Annotated in this window: 17 protein-coding genes; 10 read left to right on the forward strand and 7 right to left on the reverse strand. The window is 66.6% G+C overall.

Annotation, left to right across the window (positions count from 1 at the left end):
- Positions 1-7: 7 nt before the first annotated feature.
- Genes FHW64_RS14635 through FHW64_RS14645 form a run of 3 tightly spaced genes read left to right on the forward strand, consistent with a single transcriptional unit; the run spans position 8 to position 3,373 of the window.
- The gene (locus FHW64_RS14635; RefSeq protein ID WP_184527322.1) at positions 8-2,098 is read left to right on the forward strand and encodes a DUF802 domain-containing protein; all 2,091 of its coding nucleotides are present in this window, start codon (positions 8-10) and stop codon (positions 2,096-2,098) included.
- On the forward strand, positions 2,098-2,745 hold the full coding sequence (locus FHW64_RS14640; protein WP_184527937.1) for an OmpA family protein: 648 nt from the start codon (positions 2,098-2,100) through the stop codon (positions 2,743-2,745). The genes FHW64_RS14635 and FHW64_RS14640 overlap by 1 nt, the downstream gene beginning before the upstream one ends.
- Positions 2,738-3,373, forward strand: a complete 636-nt coding sequence (locus FHW64_RS14645; RefSeq protein ID WP_311733307.1) for a DUF2894 domain-containing protein — start codon at positions 2,738-2,740, stop codon at positions 3,371-3,373. Before FHW64_RS14640 ends, FHW64_RS14645 begins: the two co-directional genes overlap by 8 nt.
- 27 nt (positions 3,374-3,400) lie before the next feature.
- Here FHW64_RS14645 and FHW64_RS14650 read toward each other — a convergent pair whose 3' ends face one another.
- The gene (locus FHW64_RS14650; RefSeq protein ID WP_260303839.1) at positions 3,401-4,861 is read right to left on the reverse strand and encodes an amidohydrolase family protein; all 1,461 of its coding nucleotides are present in this window, start codon (positions 4,859-4,861) and stop codon (positions 3,401-3,403) included.
- A 114-nt stretch (positions 4,862-4,975) separates the two neighbouring features.
- On the opposite strand from FHW64_RS14650, the gene FHW64_RS14655 reads away from it, so the two are divergent.
- The 7 genes from FHW64_RS14655 (at position 4,976) to FHW64_RS14685 (ending at position 11,948) form a co-directional block, all read left to right on the forward strand.
- Positions 4,976-5,629 carry a dihydrofolate reductase family protein gene (locus FHW64_RS14655; protein ID WP_184527326.1) on the forward strand — a complete coding sequence of 218 codons (654 nt, stop codon included), beginning with the start codon at positions 4,976-4,978 and terminating at the stop codon, positions 5,627-5,629.
- 79 nt (positions 5,630-5,708) lie between these two features.
- Entirely contained in the window at positions 5,709-7,316 is a 1,608-nt protein-coding gene (locus FHW64_RS14660; RefSeq protein WP_260303840.1) for an MFS transporter, read from the forward strand.
- A gap of 98 nt (positions 7,317-7,414) precedes the next feature.
- Positions 7,415-8,836: an aspartate ammonia-lyase gene (aspA, locus tag FHW64_RS14665; RefSeq protein ID WP_184527328.1), complete on the forward strand. Its 1,422-nt coding sequence runs from the start codon at positions 7,415-7,417 to the stop codon at positions 8,834-8,836.
- A gap of 143 nt (positions 8,837-8,979) precedes the next feature.
- Positions 8,980-9,801: a MipA/OmpV family protein gene (locus tag FHW64_RS14670; RefSeq protein WP_184527330.1), complete on the forward strand. Its 822-nt coding sequence runs from the start codon at positions 8,980-8,982 to the stop codon at positions 9,799-9,801.
- A 3-nt stretch (positions 9,802-9,804) separates the two neighbouring features.
- The gene (locus FHW64_RS14675) at positions 9,805-10,416 is read left to right on the forward strand and encodes a LysE family translocator (protein WP_184527332.1); all 612 of its coding nucleotides are present in this window, start codon (positions 9,805-9,807) and stop codon (positions 10,414-10,416) included.
- 493 nt (positions 10,417-10,909) lie between these two features.
- Positions 10,910-11,281, forward strand: a complete 372-nt coding sequence (locus FHW64_RS14680; RefSeq protein WP_184527334.1) for a prevent-host-death family protein — start codon at positions 10,910-10,912, stop codon at positions 11,279-11,281.
- Between the two features lie 10 nt (positions 11,282-11,291).
- The gene (locus FHW64_RS14685) at positions 11,292-11,948 is read left to right on the forward strand and encodes a zeta toxin family protein (RefSeq protein WP_184527336.1); all 657 of its coding nucleotides are present in this window, start codon (positions 11,292-11,294) and stop codon (positions 11,946-11,948) included.
- A 15-nt stretch (positions 11,949-11,963) separates the two neighbouring features.
- Here FHW64_RS14685 and FHW64_RS14690 read toward each other — a convergent pair whose 3' ends face one another.
- Genes FHW64_RS14690 through FHW64_RS14715 form a run of 6 tightly spaced genes read right to left on the reverse strand, consistent with a single transcriptional unit; the run spans position 11,964 to position 17,396 of the window.
- Entirely contained in the window at positions 11,964-12,725 is a 762-nt protein-coding gene (locus FHW64_RS14690) for an SDR family NAD(P)-dependent oxidoreductase (protein ID WP_184527337.1), read from the reverse strand.
- 49 nt (positions 12,726-12,774) lie between these two features.
- Positions 12,775-13,689, reverse strand: coding sequence for a LysR family transcriptional regulator (locus FHW64_RS14695; protein ID WP_184527339.1), 915 nt, complete (start codon positions 13,687-13,689; stop codon positions 12,775-12,777).
- Between the two features lie 27 nt (positions 13,690-13,716).
- Positions 13,717-14,055, reverse strand: coding sequence for a ferredoxin family protein (locus FHW64_RS14700; RefSeq protein WP_184527341.1), 339 nt, complete (start codon positions 14,053-14,055; stop codon positions 13,717-13,719).
- A 25-nt stretch (positions 14,056-14,080) separates the two neighbouring features.
- On the reverse strand, positions 14,081-14,857 hold the full coding sequence (locus FHW64_RS14705) for an enoyl-CoA hydratase-related protein (RefSeq protein ID WP_184527343.1): 777 nt from the start codon (positions 14,855-14,857) through the stop codon (positions 14,081-14,083).
- A complete protein-coding gene (locus FHW64_RS14710; protein WP_184527345.1) occupies positions 14,854-16,020 on the reverse strand; it encodes a CaiB/BaiF CoA-transferase family protein in 1,167 nt (388 codons plus the stop codon). The genes FHW64_RS14705 and FHW64_RS14710 overlap by 4 nt, the downstream gene beginning before the upstream one ends.
- Positions 16,017-17,396, reverse strand: coding sequence for an FAD-dependent oxidoreductase (locus FHW64_RS14715; protein ID WP_184527347.1), 1,380 nt, complete (start codon positions 17,394-17,396; stop codon positions 16,017-16,019). Before FHW64_RS14715 ends, FHW64_RS14710 begins: the two co-directional genes overlap by 4 nt.
- Between the last annotated feature and the right edge of the window lies 1 nt (position 17,397).

Raw genomic sequence — 17,397 nt, forward strand, 5'->3', positions numbered from 1 at the left:
CGCATTCATGAACAGAACTCTTCTACATGCCGTCCTCGTGGCCGGCCTGGCGGCCGTGGGCTGGGTGGGCCTCGGCTATGCCGGCACGAACGCACTGGCACTCGCGGTCATCGTGCTCATCGCCGCGTTCTACATCGTCGGCGCGCTGGAACTGCATCGCTACCAGCAGGCGACTTCGTCGCTGGTGCAGGCCACCGCGACGACTACTGAATCGCCCCCGAAGCTCGCCGACTGGCTCGACACCCTGCATCCTTCGCTGCGCAATGCGGTGCGCCTACGCGTCGAAGGCGAACGCGTCGGGCTGCCCGGTCCTGCGCTGACGCCCTATCTCGTGGGCCTGCTGGTGCTGCTCGGCATGCTGGGCACCTTCGTCGGCATGGTGGTCACGCTCAAGGGCACCGGCATGGCCCTCGACAGCGCGACCGATCTCGAAGCGGTGCGCGCATCGCTGTCCGCGCCGGTCAAGGGCCTGGGACTGGCCTTCGGCACCTCGGTCGCCGGCGTGGCCGCTTCGGCGATGCTGGGCCTCGCCTCGGCACTGTGCCGACGCGAACGCCTGCGCGCCGGACAACTGCTGGACACGCGGATCGCCACCAGCCTGCGGGTGCACTCGCTGGCGTATCAGCGCGAGGAATCGTTCAGGTTGCTGCAGCAGCAGGCCCAGGTGATGCCCGACCTGGTCCGCCAGTTGCACGCCGTGATGACGACGATGGAGCAGCAGAGCGTGGCCATCAGCGAGCGCCTCGCCGCAAGCCAGGACCATTTCCACGCACGCGCCGAGGCCGCATACACCGGCCTGGCTACGTCGGTCGGCCAATCGCTCCAGCAGAGCCTCACCGAAAGCGCGCGCATCGCAGGCGCAACCATCCAGCCAGTGGTCGAGACGACCATGGCCGGCATTGCGCGCGAGACCGCATCGCTGCACGACAAGGTCGCGAGCACGGTGCAGATGCAGCTCGAAGGGCTCTCGGGCCGCTTCGAGACGATGACCGCCAGCGTCGCCGATACGTGGAAGAGCGCACTCTCCCAGCACCAGAACACGAACGAAGCCCTCTCGACCGACCTGCGCGGCGCACTCGGCCAGTTCGCCGAGACCTTCGAGCAACGCTCGGCCTCGCTGGTCGAAGACGTCTCCACGCATCTGCAAAGCACGGTCGGCAGCGTTTCTGACACCTGGGGTGGCGCACTGGCGCAGCACGAGCGCACGAGCGAGAAGCTCGCGGCCGACACGCAACAGGCGCTCGCCGCCGCTGCCGCGACCTTCGAGCAGCACTCGGCAGTGCTTCTGGGCAAGGTCGACGAGTCGCACGCCAATCTCCAGACCGAACTCGCCGCGCGCGACGAGCAGCGCCTGTCCGCGTGGAACCACTCGCTCGAATCGATGGCAGGCTCGCTGCATCAGGAATGGCAGCAGGCCGGCGAACACGCCGCGACGCAGCAGCAGCAGCTCAGCGAAGCCATGGCGCAGACCGCGCGCGACATCGCGGCGCAGTCCGAAGCGCATGCGAAGAGCACCATCGCCGAGACCGCCCGACTGCTCGAGGCCGCATCGGAAGCCCCGAAGGCCGCGGCCGAGGTGGTGGCAGAACTGCGCCAGAAGCTCTCCGACAGCATGGCGCGCGACAACGCGATGCTGGAAGAGCGCGGCCACATCCTCGAAACGCTGAAGACCTTGCTGGATGCGGTGAACCATGCCTCGACCGAACAGCGAGGCGCCATCGATGCGCTGGTCGCTTCCTCGGCCGATCTGCTGGAACGCGTCGGAAGCCGCTTCACCGAACAACTCGAAGCCGAGACCGGCAAGATGGGCGAAGTCGCCGCGCAACTCACCGGCAGCGCGGTCGAAGTGGCAAGCCTCGGCGAAGCCTTCGGCCATGCAGTCGGCCTCTTCAGCGAATCGAACGACAAGCTGGTGGGCCATCTGCAGCGCATCGAAGCGGCGCTGGGCAAATCGATCGCGCGCAGCGACGAGCAGCTTGCCTACTACGTCGCGCAGGCGCGCGAGGTGATCGACCTGAGCATCATGTCGCAGAAGCAGGTGGTCGAAGACCTCCAGCAGATCGCGAACCGCCAGGCCACTGCAGGCAGCGAAGCGTGATGCACGACGACGTCGATGCCGGCCTCGAGCCGGAGGTGCCGGTCTGGGCGGTCTTCGGCGACCTGATGGCGGGCCTGCTCGGCGCTTTCGTGCTGATCCTCGTGTGCGCGATCGGCATGCAGCTCGACCTCACATCGAAGCTGCAGGACGAGGTACAGAAGCGGCGCATCGAGGCGCAGCGCCGCGAAGCGCTGGAGAAGGCTCTTCAGGGCCCACTCGCCGCCGGCCGCGTGACGCTCAACAACGGGCGCATCGGCATCAGCGGCAGCGTGCTGTTTGCGGTGAGCTCGGCTGATCTGCAGCCGGAAGGTCGCCAGTTGCTCAGGAGCCTCGCCGCACCGCTTGCCGCCTACCTGCGCTCGCGCGACGAGATCCTGATGGTGAGCGGCTTCACCGACGACCGCCAGGTGCGCGGCGGCAGCAAGCAATTCGCGGACAACTGGGAGTTGTCGGCGCAACGCTCGTTGACTGTGACGCGTACGCTCATCGAGGAAGGATTGCCTTCGTCATCGGTGTTCGCCGCGGCCTTCGGTTCGGAGCAGGCGGTCGCATCCAATGCCGATGCAGAGGGACGCGCGCGAAACCGTCGCGTGGAAATGGCGCCGACCCCACGGCCGTCGAACAGCATCCCCGGGCATCGTGAGTAACGACGCAGCCAGCGACAGCAACGCCACCATCGACGAGTGGCGCCAGCGCGGCGACCACCGCTTCGATCCGGTGCGCTTTCATTTCATCGAAGCGTTGGCGCGTCGTACGGCGGGCTACGGCGGTGAAGCACGGCGCCTGCTGGACGAGCGGTTGCAGACGCATATGGCGGCCTATGCCGAAGCGCTGCAAAAGTCCCGTGACGCCGCGCAGGTTGCGCCGGGCAACGACCCGGAGCCCATCCAGCGCAGTGCGCTCGCCGAGCTTGTCGAGCACATCGGGCAGCATGCCGCGCCGACCGCCGTTGGCTCAGCAGCGACCCCGGTTCCCTCGGGCGAACTGAAGACGCTCAGCTACTTCAAGAGCACCTGGTCGCGCCTGAGCGCCGACCGCCGGCTCAATCAATCGCTCGCCAAGGTGCCGGAAAACGCGGGGCCGCTCAACTCGCATCACCTCGTGCACCGCGCACTCACGCTGATGCACGAACTCTCGCCGGAGTACCTCAACAAGTTCATGTCGTACGTCGACGGACTCCTGTGGCTCGACGACGCGAACGCGCGCAGCCCCGCCGTTGCAAGCGCGCAGGTTGCCGAAACCGGCAAGAAAAGCGGTCGCGGCAAACGACGCTGAAGCGGCCCTTCGCCCAAGGGCCTGCGTTCAGGCCTTGAGGGTGTTCTTGTGGATCTTGCCGTCCTTCATGACGATCATCAGGCTCGTGTCCGGCGTGGCGAGCAGCGCGATGTTGTCGAGCGGATTGCCGTCGACCAGCAACAGGTCCGCATAAGCGCCCTCTTCCAGCACGCCCAGCTTGCCCGGATAGGGATTGCGCGGCCCCGATAGCGCCATCAGCTGCGCATTGGTTGACGTTGCCATCGTGAGAATTTCGCTGTTCGAGAACCAGCGCGTGAGGTGCGTGAGCATGATGCCCTGCCGCTGCGCCAGCGCGGGCGAGAACAGCATGTCGGAGCCGAAGGCGGTCTTGATCTTGTACTTCTTGGCAAGCTTGTAGAGGCCGTCCGTGGCCCCGAAGACCTGCTGCGCGGAGATGGCGCCTTGGCCGGTCAGCCGTCCGGTGTCCTCGTCGGACAGGAAGGGTTGCGTGCTGAGCCAGACGCCCTTGTCGGCCATCAGCCTGGCTGTCGCGTCGTCCATCAGGTGTGCGTGCTCGACACAACCCGCGCCCGCGTTGATCGCGCGCTGCACCGTATTCGACGCGTAGGCGTGCACCGTGATGTAGGTGTTCCAGTCCCTCGCGACTTCGGCGGCCGCGCGCACCTCGGCCTCGCTCAGGGTCGTCAGGTCGAGCGGGGTCCGCGGCGACGAGACACCGCCGCCGCCCACGATCTTGACTTGCGATGCACCCTGCGTGAGCTGTTCGCGCACGCGCAAGCGAATCTCGTCGGGGCCGTCGACGATCGCGGCCGCGCCGGTCCTCTCGGTAAAGCTCGGCACGCCGGGCGTGCGCGGCACGTCCGAAAGCGGGCGCAGGTCGCCATGCCCGCCGCTGCCGGTGATCATCGCGCCGCACGGGTAGATGCGCGGCCCGGCGATCAGTCCTTCGTCGATCGCCTGCTTGAACGCGAAGGTGGGGCCACCGAGGTCACGCACCGTGGTGAATCCGCGCAACAGCGTGCGCTCGGCCTCGGCGCTGCCCGCCAGATGGATGTAGCCGATGTTGCCTTGCAGGAGCACCGGCAGCGGCAGCGCCGCAAACAGCGAATGCCAGTGCGCATCGATCAGCCCCGGCATCATCACGCGGCCCTTGCAATCGATGAGTTGCGCGCCTGCGGGGGTCGCCGGGGTGCCAGCGCCGATCGACTTGATGCGATTGCCTTCCACGAGCAGGTGGCCGTCACGCAGCTGAGCGGAGCGGCCGTCAAAAATGCGAACGTTGGTAAACAGTGTCGACTTCGGCTGTTCGGGGGTCTGCGCCTTTGCCTTCAAAGGAAAGCCGAGCGCCGCGACCGACGCGACCGATGCGGCCATGCCGGCCACGAAGCCACGGCGCGTGAGTTCTGCGTTGATGCGACGGGTCAGCGAATGAAGCTCCGGACGGTGGCACAGGCACACGGCGCGTCGGATGACTGTGTCGCCGGTGAGGGATGAGCATGCGTACAAAAGGGTCTCCTTGCGGATCGATGAGTCCGTGCATGGTGTCTCTCTGCAACGAGGCATGTCAACCGAATCGAAGGTCCGGTTGCGGCGCATGCCTGTGCCTGCAAGAATGCCCCGATGTCCAAACTACGTGTGCAAAGCTTCTCGGTCTCCCTCGACGGCTTCAGCGCGGGGCCGGCGCAGGACCTGCAGAACCCGCTCGGCGTTCGCGGTCCGGAGCTGATGGAGTGGGTCTTCCCGACGCGCTTCTTCCGTGCAATGCATGGTGATGGCGGCAGCGAAGGCGAGACCGGCATCGACAACTCGATGGCCGAAGAAGGTTTCGCGAACCTGGGTGCCTGGATCCTCGGGCGCAACATGTTCGGCCCGGTGCGCGGCCCATGGCCCGACGACAGCTGGAAGGGCTGGTGGGGCGACGAGCCGCCGTATCACACGCCCGTCTTCGTGCTCACCCACCATCCGCGCGAACCGCTCGCGATGAAGGGCGGCACCGAGTTCCGCTTCGTGACTGAAGGCATTCACGCAGCGCTCCAGCAGGCAAAGGCCGCAGCGGGCGGGCGCGACGTGCGGCTCGGCGGTGGTGTTTCGACCGTCAGGCAGTACCTGCAGGCCGGGTTGATCGACGAGTTGCATCTCGCGGTCCGGCCGGTGCTGATGGGTTCGGGCGAGAACCTCTTCCAGGGCCTCGACCTGCATGCACTCGGCTATGAATGCCATCGCAGCGTGGCCGGCGAGCGGGCGACGCACGTGTTCCTGCGCAAGCGCGGCTGATGCCGCTGTCCACCGGGCGACTCGGCCGGAGCGCAGCGCGCGCCGATAATGGCCGGCGCCCGCCGATGGATTCCCGCGCTTGAACACACCCGCTGCCACTGCCACGTCCGCGCCATCCATCTGGAGTCCCCTGAAGACCGAGGCCTTTCGTGGCCTCTGGACGGCCGGCAGTCTCTTCTTCGTCGGCAACGCCATGCTCAACATGGCCGCTTCGTGGCTGATGATCGAGGTCACGGGCTCGTCGTTTCTCTCGGCACTGGTCCAGACCGCTTCCTTTCTTCCGATGTTCCTGCTGTCGCTGCCGGCGGGTGTGCTGGCCGACACCACGCATCGCCGCAAGCTGATGCTGCGCGTGCAGGGCGTCTACGCAGCGGCGGCGCTACTGCTCACCGTGCTCGCGTTCGTCGGGTGGGCCGGGCCGACGACCTTGCTCTTCTTCACCTTCCTGCTCGGCGTATGCACAGCGCTGCAATCGCCGTCGTGGAACTCGGCGGTCAGCGATGCCGTGGGCCGCAAGCAATTGCCGCAGGCCATCACGCTGATCTCGATGTCCTTTAACGGCGCGCGCGCCGTCGGGCCGGCGCTTGCGGGGCTGATCTTCGCGTGGACCGGCGGCGGCGCGGTGTTCGCGTTCGCGGTGCTCACCGCCATCGGCATGAGCTACGCCACCCGTCGCTGGCCGCCCGCGCCACCCACCGTCGGCAAGCTGCCGGCGGAGCGGCTCTGGGCCGGCATGGTCAGTGCGCTGCGGTATGCGCGCCATTCGCCGGCGATCTTCGCGCAGCTCGTGCGGACTGCAGCCTACTCGGGGCTCGGTTCGGCGCTGTGGGCGCTGCTGCCCGTGATCGCGGCGCATCGGCTCGAACTCGGCGCAGCGGGCTTCGGCCTGCTGATGGCCTGCCTGGGCAGCGGCGCAGTCGCGGCGGGTTTCTTCGTCGGACGCATGCGCGCGCGCTATGGGCTCGACACGCTCGCCATGGCCTGCTGCGTGATCTTCGCGATCGCCATGCTGGTCGGCGCACTGGTGACCTGGCACGCCTTGGTGTACGTGACCTTCGTGATCGGCGGTGCGGCGTGGATGACGATGATGTCGACCTTCAACGCCGCCACGCAGACCAGCGCATCGCCCTGGGTGCGCGCGCGGGCGGCATCGATGCATACCTTGTGCTCGCTGGGTTCCTTCGCGCTCGGATCGGCGCTATGGGGCGCCGTCTCCAGTCTGCTGGGATTGCCGGCCGCGTTGTGCATCGCCGCCGCCGGCATGCTCGCGAGCGTGGCGCTCGCCCGGCCCTATCCGCTGCGCATGGGCGCGGACGACGAAGTCACGCAGGTCGCGCAATCGGACGAACTCTCGCTCGCGAGCGAGCCTGAGTTCGAAGCCGGCCCGGTCGCAGTCGAAGTGGTCTATTGCATTCGCGAGGCCGATGCATCGCGCTTCCTCGATGCGGTGCGGCTGCTCGCAGTGCCGCGCCGGCGCGACGGCGCGACCTTCTGGCGCATCTACCGCGATCTCGGCGACCCGACACGGTACGTCGAGCGCTTCATCGTCACCTCGTGGGCCGACTACCTGCGCCAGCGATCGCGCGCCACCGTGGCGAGCATGGAACTCGAGTCGAACGCCCGCAGCTTCCAGGTCGAAGGCGAAGCGGTGATCACGCGCCACTACCTCGCCGAACGCAGCTCCTGAGCGGAAGAAAAGCCATTCGCCAGCGCGCAGATCGCGCGCTACGATGGCTGCGGTCTCGTCGCATTCCGCATCATTCCATCCGCGAAACAGGAGGAGACATGAGCAACGTACGGATCGAACACGACCTGCTCGGCGACCGCGAAGTCCCGGACGACGCCTACTACGGCGTCCATACGCTGCGGGCCAAGGAGAACTTCCAGATCACCGGGACGACCATCTCGGCCTACCCGGACCTGATCGGCGCGCTCGCTTCCGTGAAGCAGGCGGCGGCAGAAGCCAACACCGACCTCGGCCTCCTGGACCCTGGCCTTCGCGATGCGATCGTCGCTGCATGTCGCGAGGTCCGGCGAGGGTCGCTGCACGACCAGTTCGTGGTCGACGTGATCCAGGGCGGCGCGGGCACCTCCACCAACATGAACGCGAACGAGGTGATCTGCAACCGCGCGCTCGAAATCCTCGGCCACAAGCGTGGCGAGTACCAGTACCTGCATCCGAACGAGCACGTCAACATGGCGCAGAGCACCAATGACGTGTACCCGACGGCGATCCGCGTCGCGACCTGCTTCGCGATCGAGCGGCTGCTCAAGGCCATGGAATATCTGCGGGCCGCCTTCGCCGCGAAGGCCGAGGAGTTCGCGCACCTGCTGAAGATCGGCCGCACGCAGTTGCAGGATGCGGTGCCGATGACGCTCGGCCAGGAGTTCTCGACCTACGCGGTGATGATCGAGGAAGACATCGCGCGCCTCACCGAAGCCTCGGCGCTGATCCGCGAGATCAACCTCGGTGCGACCGCGATCGGCACCGGCATCACGGCGCACCCGGATTACGCGAGCAAGGCACTGGCCGCGCTGTGCGACATCACCGGGCTTGAACTCTCGACCGCACCGAACCTCATCGAAGCCACCCAGGACTGCGGCGCGTTCGTGCAGCTGTCGGGTGTGCTGAAGCGGATCGCCGTGAAGCTGTCGAAGACGTGCAACGACCTGCGGCTTCTCTCCAGTGGCCCGCGCGCGGGGTTCGGCGAGATCAACCTGCCGCCGATGCAGGCCGGCTCGTCGATCATGCCCGGCAAGGTGAATCCGGTGATCCCCGAAGTGGTCAACCAGGTCGCCTTCGAAGTGTTCGGCAACGATGTCACCGTGACCTTCGCGGCCGAGGCCGGACAGCTTCAGCTCAATGCCTTCGAGCCGATCATCGCCAACGCGCTGTTCCGCAGCTTCAAGCACCTGACCAACGCCTGCATGACGCTGGCCGACCTTTGCGTGAAGGGCATCACCGCGAATCCGGCCAAGCTCGAGGAAAGCATCGAGCGCTCGATCGCGCTTGTGACCGCGCTGAATCCGATCATTGGCTACAAGCAGGCGACCGAGGTCGCCGCGGAGGCATTCGCGAACGGCACCAACGTGCGCGAGGTGGTGCTCAAGCGCAAGCTGATGACGGAAGAAGCCTTGAACGAGGCACTGCGCCACGAGGTACTGACGCGGCCCCACGTTTACGAGTCCGCGCAGCGCAAGGCCTGAGCGCGCGTGCTTGCGGAACGCGTGGTCATGGCGCCACGCTGGGCGTGCCGTTCTGCGAGCGGGATGACAAAGATCGCAATGCACCCTACCCTCTTCGGAAGTGCATCGATACTCCGTCATTCCCATTCAGAACTGAACGCCCAATGATCCAACGCAGCAAAAGTACCGCTCTCTTCTTTTTTTCGGGGGCGGCGCTTGCCGCTGCGATGACTGCGCAAGACGCACGGGCCCAGGCGCGGCTGGACCAGGCTGCCGATGACTCCTGGCGCTTCTCGGTAGGGGTCGGCGTCTTCGATCGCCCCAAATATCCCGGTAGCGGCGAAAGCCAGGTCGTGGGACTGCCGCTCGTCACCGCCAACTACGGACGCTATTTCATCGGGGGCACGCCGGGAGCGGGCTTCCCGTTCGGCGTGGGCTTCAACATCATCCAGAACGACACATGGCGATTTGGGGTGGCCGTGGGTGGAGAACTGACCAAGCCGCGGAAGGAGTCGGATGCGCCGCTCCTCCATGGCTGGGGCGATATTCCCGAGACTGCCCTTGGAAGCGTGTTTGCGTCTTATACGTACGAATGGCTCACGCTCCGGGGTTTTCTCGTTTCCGACCTGGGCGGCAATGACCAGGGAACCCGGATCGCGATCGACCTCGAGGGCCGGTATCCGGTCAATGAAAGACTGCTCCTGACTGCCGGCCCCGGCATCACCTGGGCCAACGGCAACTACACGCAGACCTTCTATGGCATCAACGCGCAGCAAAGCGTGATTGCCGGTGTTCCCCAGTACCGGGCGGGAGCCGGTCTCAATACGGTCCGCTTCTCCATTGGCGCCCAGTATCAATTGACGGCACAGTGGGGTATCGGCGCCAGCTTCACCACCGCCTGGCTGCAAGGCGACGCCAAGCGCAGTCCGATCACCGAAGACAAGACACAGGAGACCTACGGCGTCTTCGCCTCGTACAGGTTCTGATCCATGAATCTCCACACCTGGCTCATCTACCTGGCGGCGGCCATCGGGCTGTCGCTATCGCCCGGCCCCAACGGACTCCTGGCGCTGACGCACGGCGCGCTGCACGGGCGCCGCAAGACGCTCTACACCATCTCCGGCGGGGCGCTGGGCTTCGTGATCGTCATCGCGCTGTCGATGTTCGGCATCGGCGCGCTGCTCAAGGCGTCGCTGACGTGGCTGACGGTCATGAAGTGGCTGGGCGGGGCCTACCTCGTGTGGCTTGGCATCCAGGTGTGGCGCGCGCCGCCGATCGGCATCGAAACCAGCGCACCCGTCGAATCGCGCTCGGGCCGCTCGATGTTCGGGCAGGGCGCGCTGTCGGCGCTGACCAATCCGAAGGGCATCCTCTTCTTCGCGGCCTTCCTGCCGCAGTTCATCGACCCGACTCACAGCCTCTGGGTGCAGTTCCTCATCATGGCCGGGACTTTCGCGGCCATCGAGATCGCCACCGAACTGCTGATCGCCAGCATGGCCCACCGGATCAGCCCCTGGCTGCGGAAGGTCGGGCGGCGCTTCAACCAGGCCTGCGGCGGCGTGTTCGTGGCGATCGGGGTTGCATTGCCGCTGCGTAGCTGACACGCCCCCGTTGGAAGGCGCGCAGGACATCGCATTCGAGCTGCTCTGATACGACCTTGCGTTCACGAATACAGGTCGTGCGTCGCGGCAGGGGGTCTGGGGTGCGGGCTCCTGCCGCGAAGTGACGTCGTTGGAAGAAACCGGCGCAACCTCTCCAGCCGGGGCGCCTGGGGGTGGGCTGTGGTGCGCCTGTGGGGCGCCGAGGAACGCAGCGCGGCCGGCTGCGCGTGCGAAGACACGCGCTTCGTGGTCTGACTCGCCGCAGCTGTTTGAACGGAGTGCACCGAAGGGGCACGCAGTGAGTTCTGCGGCGCAGCCGGCCGCGCGAGTACCGCAGGGAAGTCTGCGCAAGGCGCAGACCGCCCCACTGGCGCACCGCAGCCCACCCCCAGGCGCCCCGGCGCAGGGCACGATCCGTACCCGAAAGGGGCAAAATGGCTAAAATCCCCAAATCGGCCAAAATGGCCGGATTGGAGATCCACCGGAGCCCGCCATGTCCAGCCCGAATAGTTCGCGTCCCGAAGCTCTCGACCGTTTCACGCGCGGTCTGCCGGCCGTCTCGGCCACCAAGCTGGTCGCAGGGATGCAGAAGGTCACCAGCGCCGTCATGACGCACGGCGCCGTCGTCGTCACCCGCCACGACGAGCCGGCCATGGTCCTGATGTCGATCGACCGCTACCTCGCGCTCGAACAGGCGGCCGAACCCGATCTGGATGCGCTCACGCAGCAGTTCGACGACATGTTCGCCAGCATGCAGGGCGACGCCGCTGCCGCGGCGATGGAAGACGCCTTCGCGATGACACCGGCCGAACTGGGCAAGGCGGCGGTCCGCGCCGCGGGCGGCAGCAAGTCCGCCAAGAGGTAACCCCCCACTGATGGTCGCGCGCATCTTCGTTCTCGCGGGCGTCAACGGAGCGGGCAAGAGCAGCATCGGCGGTGCGGCGCTCCAGGCGCGCAAGGCCACCTACTTCAATCCCGATCTCGCAGCACGCAAGCTGCTCGACACCAATCCCACGCTCACGCAGGAAACGGCCAATGCGCAGGCCTGGGAAATGGGCCGTGCCGGCCTTGAACGCGCGCTGGCCGAGGGCCTCAATTTCGCCTTCGAAACCACGCTGGGCGCGCGGACCCTTCCCGACATGCTGCTGGCCGGCGCACGCAAGGGTGCGCAAGTCCATGTCTGGTACGCCGGGCTGCAATCGCCCGAGAAGCACGTCGAGCGTGTGAAGGAACGCGTGATCGCCGGCGGCCATGACATCCCCGAGGACAAGATCCGCGCGCGCTACGTCAGCAGCCGCGCGAACCTGATCCGCCTGTTGCCGCACCTCGCAAGCCTGCGCGTGTACGACAACAGCATCGACGGCGATCCCAAGGCCGGCATCAAGCCGCAACCCACGCTGATCCTGCACATGGAAGGCGGCCAGGTCGTCTCGCACATCGACCTCGAACTGGTGCCGCAATGGGCCAAGCCCGTGGTCGCCGCAGCTTTCGACGCAACGAAGAAGAAGGCGACGAAGGGGCGGCCGCACTAGCCGCCCGCCGCGCGTTCAGGGCATGACCTGCCCGCCGTTCACCTCGACGATCTGGCCGGTGACATAGCTGCTGGCTTCTGCATTCGCGAGAAACATGAAAGCGCCAACGCATTCCTCGGCCGTGCCCAACCGCCCCATCGGGATGGCACTCGCGAAGTTCTTCAGAACCTCGGGGCTTGAATGGCCGTCATGGAACGGCGTCTCGATCACCCCGGGCGCGACGGCGTTGACACGGATGCCGTCCTTCACCAGTTCCTTGGCCATCGTGCGCGTGATCGTCGAAACGAAGCCCTTGCAGGCCGCGTAGAGACCCGCGCCCGGGCCTCCACCAGTGCGTGCAGCTTGCGTGGTCACGTTGATGATGGCCCCGCCGCCGCCCGCCGACATGATCGGGATCACGCGCCGGCTCACCGCCACTACCGAACGCGCATTGAGACGGAACACCGCATCGATGTAGTCGTCGTCCGCATCGACGATGGGCGAGCGCTTGACGAAGCCACCGGCGTTGTTGATGAGGATGTCGATGCGCCCGAAAGCCTCGTGCACCGCATGCACCATCTGGTCGACCGATTTCGTGTCCATCACGTCGGCCTGCACCAGCAGCGCCTCGCCGCCGGCCGACCGGATGTCGCGCGCCACGCTTTCGGCCTCGGCCCGGCTGCCGCGGTAGTGCACCGCCACGCGCGCACCCGCCTTGCCCATGGCGCGCGCCACGGCCGCGCCGATGCCGGTGCTGGCACCGGTGATGAGGACTGCCTTGTTCTTCAGATCGTTCATGGTGAGATCCTTTCGGGGGTTGAAGGAATCGCCACCACGGCGGGCATCTTCAGAGCGTCGCGGCGATGGCTTCCAGTTGGGTGAGTCGCCGAGCCATGCGGCCGACGAAGTTCTGCGTGACGTGCGGCAGCACGCGCTGCGTGGGCACCACGATGCCCACCTTCAGTCCATTGAGCGCCTCCAGCTCGAAGGGCCGCCAGAGCAGCTCCCCGCGCTTGAGTTCCTCGATGAAGGCGATCTTGGAGAAGCAGGAAATGCCCTTGCCGCCCATGATCAGGCGCTTGAGCAAGGGCGTCGAATTGCAGGTGGCCGCGGGCTCCATGTCGTCCCAGAAGTTGGCGAACTCGGGCGACGACGCGGCGCTGATCACCGGATGCGAGCTGGAGCGCAGGAAGGGATACTTCGCGCACTCCTTGAGCGATACCGTTTCGAAGCTGGCGAGCGGATGTCCTGGGGGCATCACGATGCCGATCGGCAGGTGCGCCACATTCATGGCCCGCACTCCGCCGGGTAGCCGGCCGAGGAAGGTCAACCCGACGTCGGCCTGCCCGGCCATGACCATCTGGGCCACTTCCATGGGCTGCGTCGAAGTGATGGTGTAGGTCACTGCAGGAAAGAGCTGCAGAAACTCTTCCACCGCCGAAGGCAACAGCTCTTCGAAGAAGGAATCCATGGCTGCCACCTTGACGTGCCCTGTGCGCTCGCCCTTGAGTGCATCGAGCTCGGTGCGCATCACCTGGAACTGGTGCAGCGTCTCCTGCGCATGCTTGAGCAGTCGCTCGCCTGCCGGGTTCAGCCGCAAGCCATTGGGCATGCGGTCGAACAGCTCGACGCCCAGCTCGTCCTCCAGCTTGTGGATCTGGCGGTTCACCGCGCTGGCCGCCACGTAGAGCCGCTCCGACGCCTTGCGCACGGAGCCGCAGGCGGCCACTTCGATGAAGTACTTCAGGACGCTGGCATGCATCAGCCGGCCCTCCTGCCGCGCTGTGCACTATGCGACCGCTCCGACAGTGGGCAGCGCGGAGGCGATGCCGGGGTGGTCGCAGGCGCTGCGCCGGCCGTCCGCGCCGCCGGGCGAACCCAGGCCGCTGACCGAATCGCCGAAGTACTCGCGGTTGATGGCCACGAAATGCGCGAGCCCGGGCGGCAGCCGGGACTCCTCGTAGATGGCCTGCACGGGGCAGGCCGACACGCAAACGCCGCAGTCGATGCATTCATCCGGATGAATGTACAGAGTCCGGGCGCCTTCGTAGATGCAATCGACAGGGCAGCAAGGGACGCAGGCGCCATCCTTGCAGTCGATGCAGGCGGTGGTGATGACGTGAGCCATGGCGCAATCCCTTCGTGCCGAGGCCTCAACGCCCCTGCCAGCGCGGCTTGCGCTTCTGCTGGAAGGCCAGCACGCCTTCGTTGGAGTCTTCCGACTGCAGTGCAGCAACCAGCGCTGGCAGGCGCATGCCGTGGGCCTGCGACGGCGAAAGCTGGCCGGTCTGGCGCACCACCTGCTTGATCGCGCGCAACGACAGCGGCGCACAAGCCAACAGTTGCTGCACCCAGCGCTCGACCGCGGTGTCGAGTTCGACGCGCGGCACGACCTCGTTGACGAGGCCCATCTCCAGCGCCTGGCGTGCCTTGACGCGCTGTCCGGTCAGCATCATGCCCATCGCCTGGCGATACGGAATCTGACGCTGCAGCAAAAGCATGCCGCCGTCGAGCGGCAGGCGACCGACGAGCGGCTCGGGCAGGCCGAAGCTGGCTTCCTCGCAGGCGACCACGAGGTCGCAGCCGAGCACCATCTCGAAGCCACCGCCCAGCGCAAAACCGTTGACGCGGGCAATCACCGGCACATTCAGCGTCTCGCGCAGCGCGATGCCGCCGAAGCCGCCGGGACGACTGGCCGCCCAGTACTCCACGCCCTTCAGGTTGCTGGTGTTCTTCAGGTCGGCGCCCGCGCAGAAGGAGCGCTCACCCGCGCCGGTCAGCACCACCACGCGCACGTCGTCGCGCCGCTCGATGTCTTCCCAGATGCGGATCAGCTCGGCCTCGGTCGATAGGTCGACAGCGTTGAGCACATCGGGCCGGTCGATGGTGACCCGCGCCACATGCTCCTTGACTTCGTAGATGACGCTCATTGCGCCACCTCGCTGAGTGCGCGGGCTTCCTCCAGCACTTCATCCGTGTGCTCGCCAAGCCGGGGCGGCGCGCGGCGCAATCCGGCGGCCGCACCGGACATCTGAATCGGGCTCGCGATGAACCGCAACGGACGGCCACCTGGAGTACCTCCGTCGAGGATCATCCCGTTGTGCAGCGTCTGCGGATCGACCAGCGCCTCGCGCATGTCGCGCACGGGCGCCGACAGCAGGTCCTGCTCCTCGAGCCGCGCCAGCCAGTATTCGCGGGTGTTGGTCGCAAAGCGCTCGCGGAAGATCGTGTGCAGTTCGGCCTTGTGCTTGAACTGCGCCTGCAGGTCGGCAAAGCGCGCATCCTGCGACAGGTCGTCGATCTCGAGCGCGGCGCAGATGTCGCGCAGCGGATTGGCCTTGAACGCACCCACCAGCACCAGAGGCCCGTTCTGCGTGTCGAACACGCCCGACAGCGGCATCGCCGCCCAGTTCACCTCGGAGTCCTCCATCATGATCATCGCGGCCTCCTGCATCTGCATGGCCAGCATCGAGTTGTAGAGGGACACCGAGACCTTCTGCCCTTCACCGGTGCGCTCGCGCTGCAGCAGTGCGAAGAGGATGCCCTGCACCATGTGCATGCCGGCGGTGTAGTCGGCCAGCGCAGTGGGATAGATCGACACCGGCACCGAAGCATCGGCACGGCGCGCCATCACGCCGGTCAGTGCCTGTGCGAGCACGTCCTGCCCGCCCTTGTGCGCGTAGGGGCCGCTCTCGCCGTAGCCCGTGCCCACCGCGTAGATGATGCGCGGGTTCAGGCGCTTGCAGTCCTCGTAGCCCAGGCCGAGGCGCTCCATCACGCCGGCGCGGAAGTTGTTGGTGACCACGTCGGCATCGGCGATGAGGGCCTTGACCAGTTCCACCTGCGCAGGGTCGCGCAGATCGATCTCGCAGCTTCGCTTGTTGCGGTTGAGGCTGCAGAAGATCGGGTTGTCATGCCCTGCGACCGGCGCAAAGGTGGAGCGGCTCAGATCGCCCGCGCCCTTGCGTTCGATCTTGATCACGTCCGCGCCATGGTCCGCCAGCATCTGGGTGCAGACGGGACCCATCATCACCTGGGTGAAGTCGATCACGCGAATGCCGGCCAGCGGCAGCGTCTTGGTGTTGTGTGTCATGCGGCCTCCGCGAAAGAACGGGCGATCTCGGGCACGTCGGCATTCGGGCCTTTCTGATCACCAGGATCGGCACCCTGCGCGCGCAGCGTGCGCTGCAGCTTCGCGATGTCGACCTTGCGCACGCTCACGCCGGCATCGAGCGCCAGCGCGGCAGCGGTGCCGGCGGCTTCGCCCATGGCCATGCACGGCGGGATCTCGCGCGAGATCTTCTGCGCCGCCGAGGTCGACGAGTAGTGGCGGCCTGCCACCAGCAGGTTCTCGACACTGCGCGGCACCAGCGAACGGTACGGGTAGTAGTAGTCGCGGCCACGGGCAATGCTGTCTTCGAAGCGCACGCGCTGCGTGACGTCGTCCTTGCTCATGACGTACTCACCTTCCAGCAGACGCGTCTGGCGCACGCCGGTCTGCGGCGCGAGGTCGATCAGGTAGCAGTTGGCGAAGCCGGGCAGCTTGCCGCGGATGAACTCGATCACCTTGTGGATCGTGGCGCGGCCCTGCACTTCGGCGCGCGTCAGGTCGGTGACCTTGAGGCCGTCCAGCCCCGCCATGTGCGGGCAGTTGCACCACACCACGCCCGGCAGCGGCGTCTTGAGCCACCAGCTGTCCCACGCACCGCCAAGGAGATGCTTGACCTCGCGGTCGATCGCCTGGAAGGCGGCCGGCTCTTCATGCTCGAAGCGCTCTGCTTCTTCGGTGTCGACACCGCCGAGGCGGAACACCGTGGTCACGATGTACGCACCGCTGACGTGCGGCGCACCGGCCGATGCGGCCACATCGAGGTCGCCGGTGGCATCGATCACCACCTTGCCCAGGATGGCTTCGCGGCCGCTCTTGCTTTCGCAGATCACGCCTTTGACCTGGCCGTCTTCCACCAGCGTGCGAGAGAACCAGGAGTGCAGGCGGAGGTTGACATTGGCCTGCAGCACCATCTCCAGCGAAGCGCGCTTGAAGGCGTCCGGATCGAATGCTGCGGCGAAGCAGATGGGGTGCGGCTTCTCCTTGCTGTGGAAGTCGAAGGTGCCCCAGCGCTTCCAGCGGCGGACCGACTCGGGCAGGCTGCCCCAGTCCTTCTGCTTCGGGTATTCGGCGAGGCCGCGTTCGGCCATGCGCTCGATCATCTCGAGGCAGATGCCGCGCACCGAGATCTCCTGCTGATGGCTGTCCCACATGTCGTCGAGCACCAGCACCATGCCGCCGGAAGCGAGGCCACCGAGGTGGTTGTAGCGCTCCAGCAGGGTCACGCTGGCGCCGTTGCGCGCAGCCGCCAGGGCTGCCGCTTGTCCAGCGGGGCCGCCGCCGACCACCACCACGTCCGATTCGGCTGCAACACGAATGTCGTGCGCGCTCTCATGCATCCAATCGCCAATACGGCTCATC

The organism is Variovorax sp. Sphag1AA (genome assembly GCF_014192575.1).
GTDB lineage: Bacteria > Pseudomonadota > Gammaproteobacteria > Burkholderiales > Burkholderiaceae_C > Variovorax.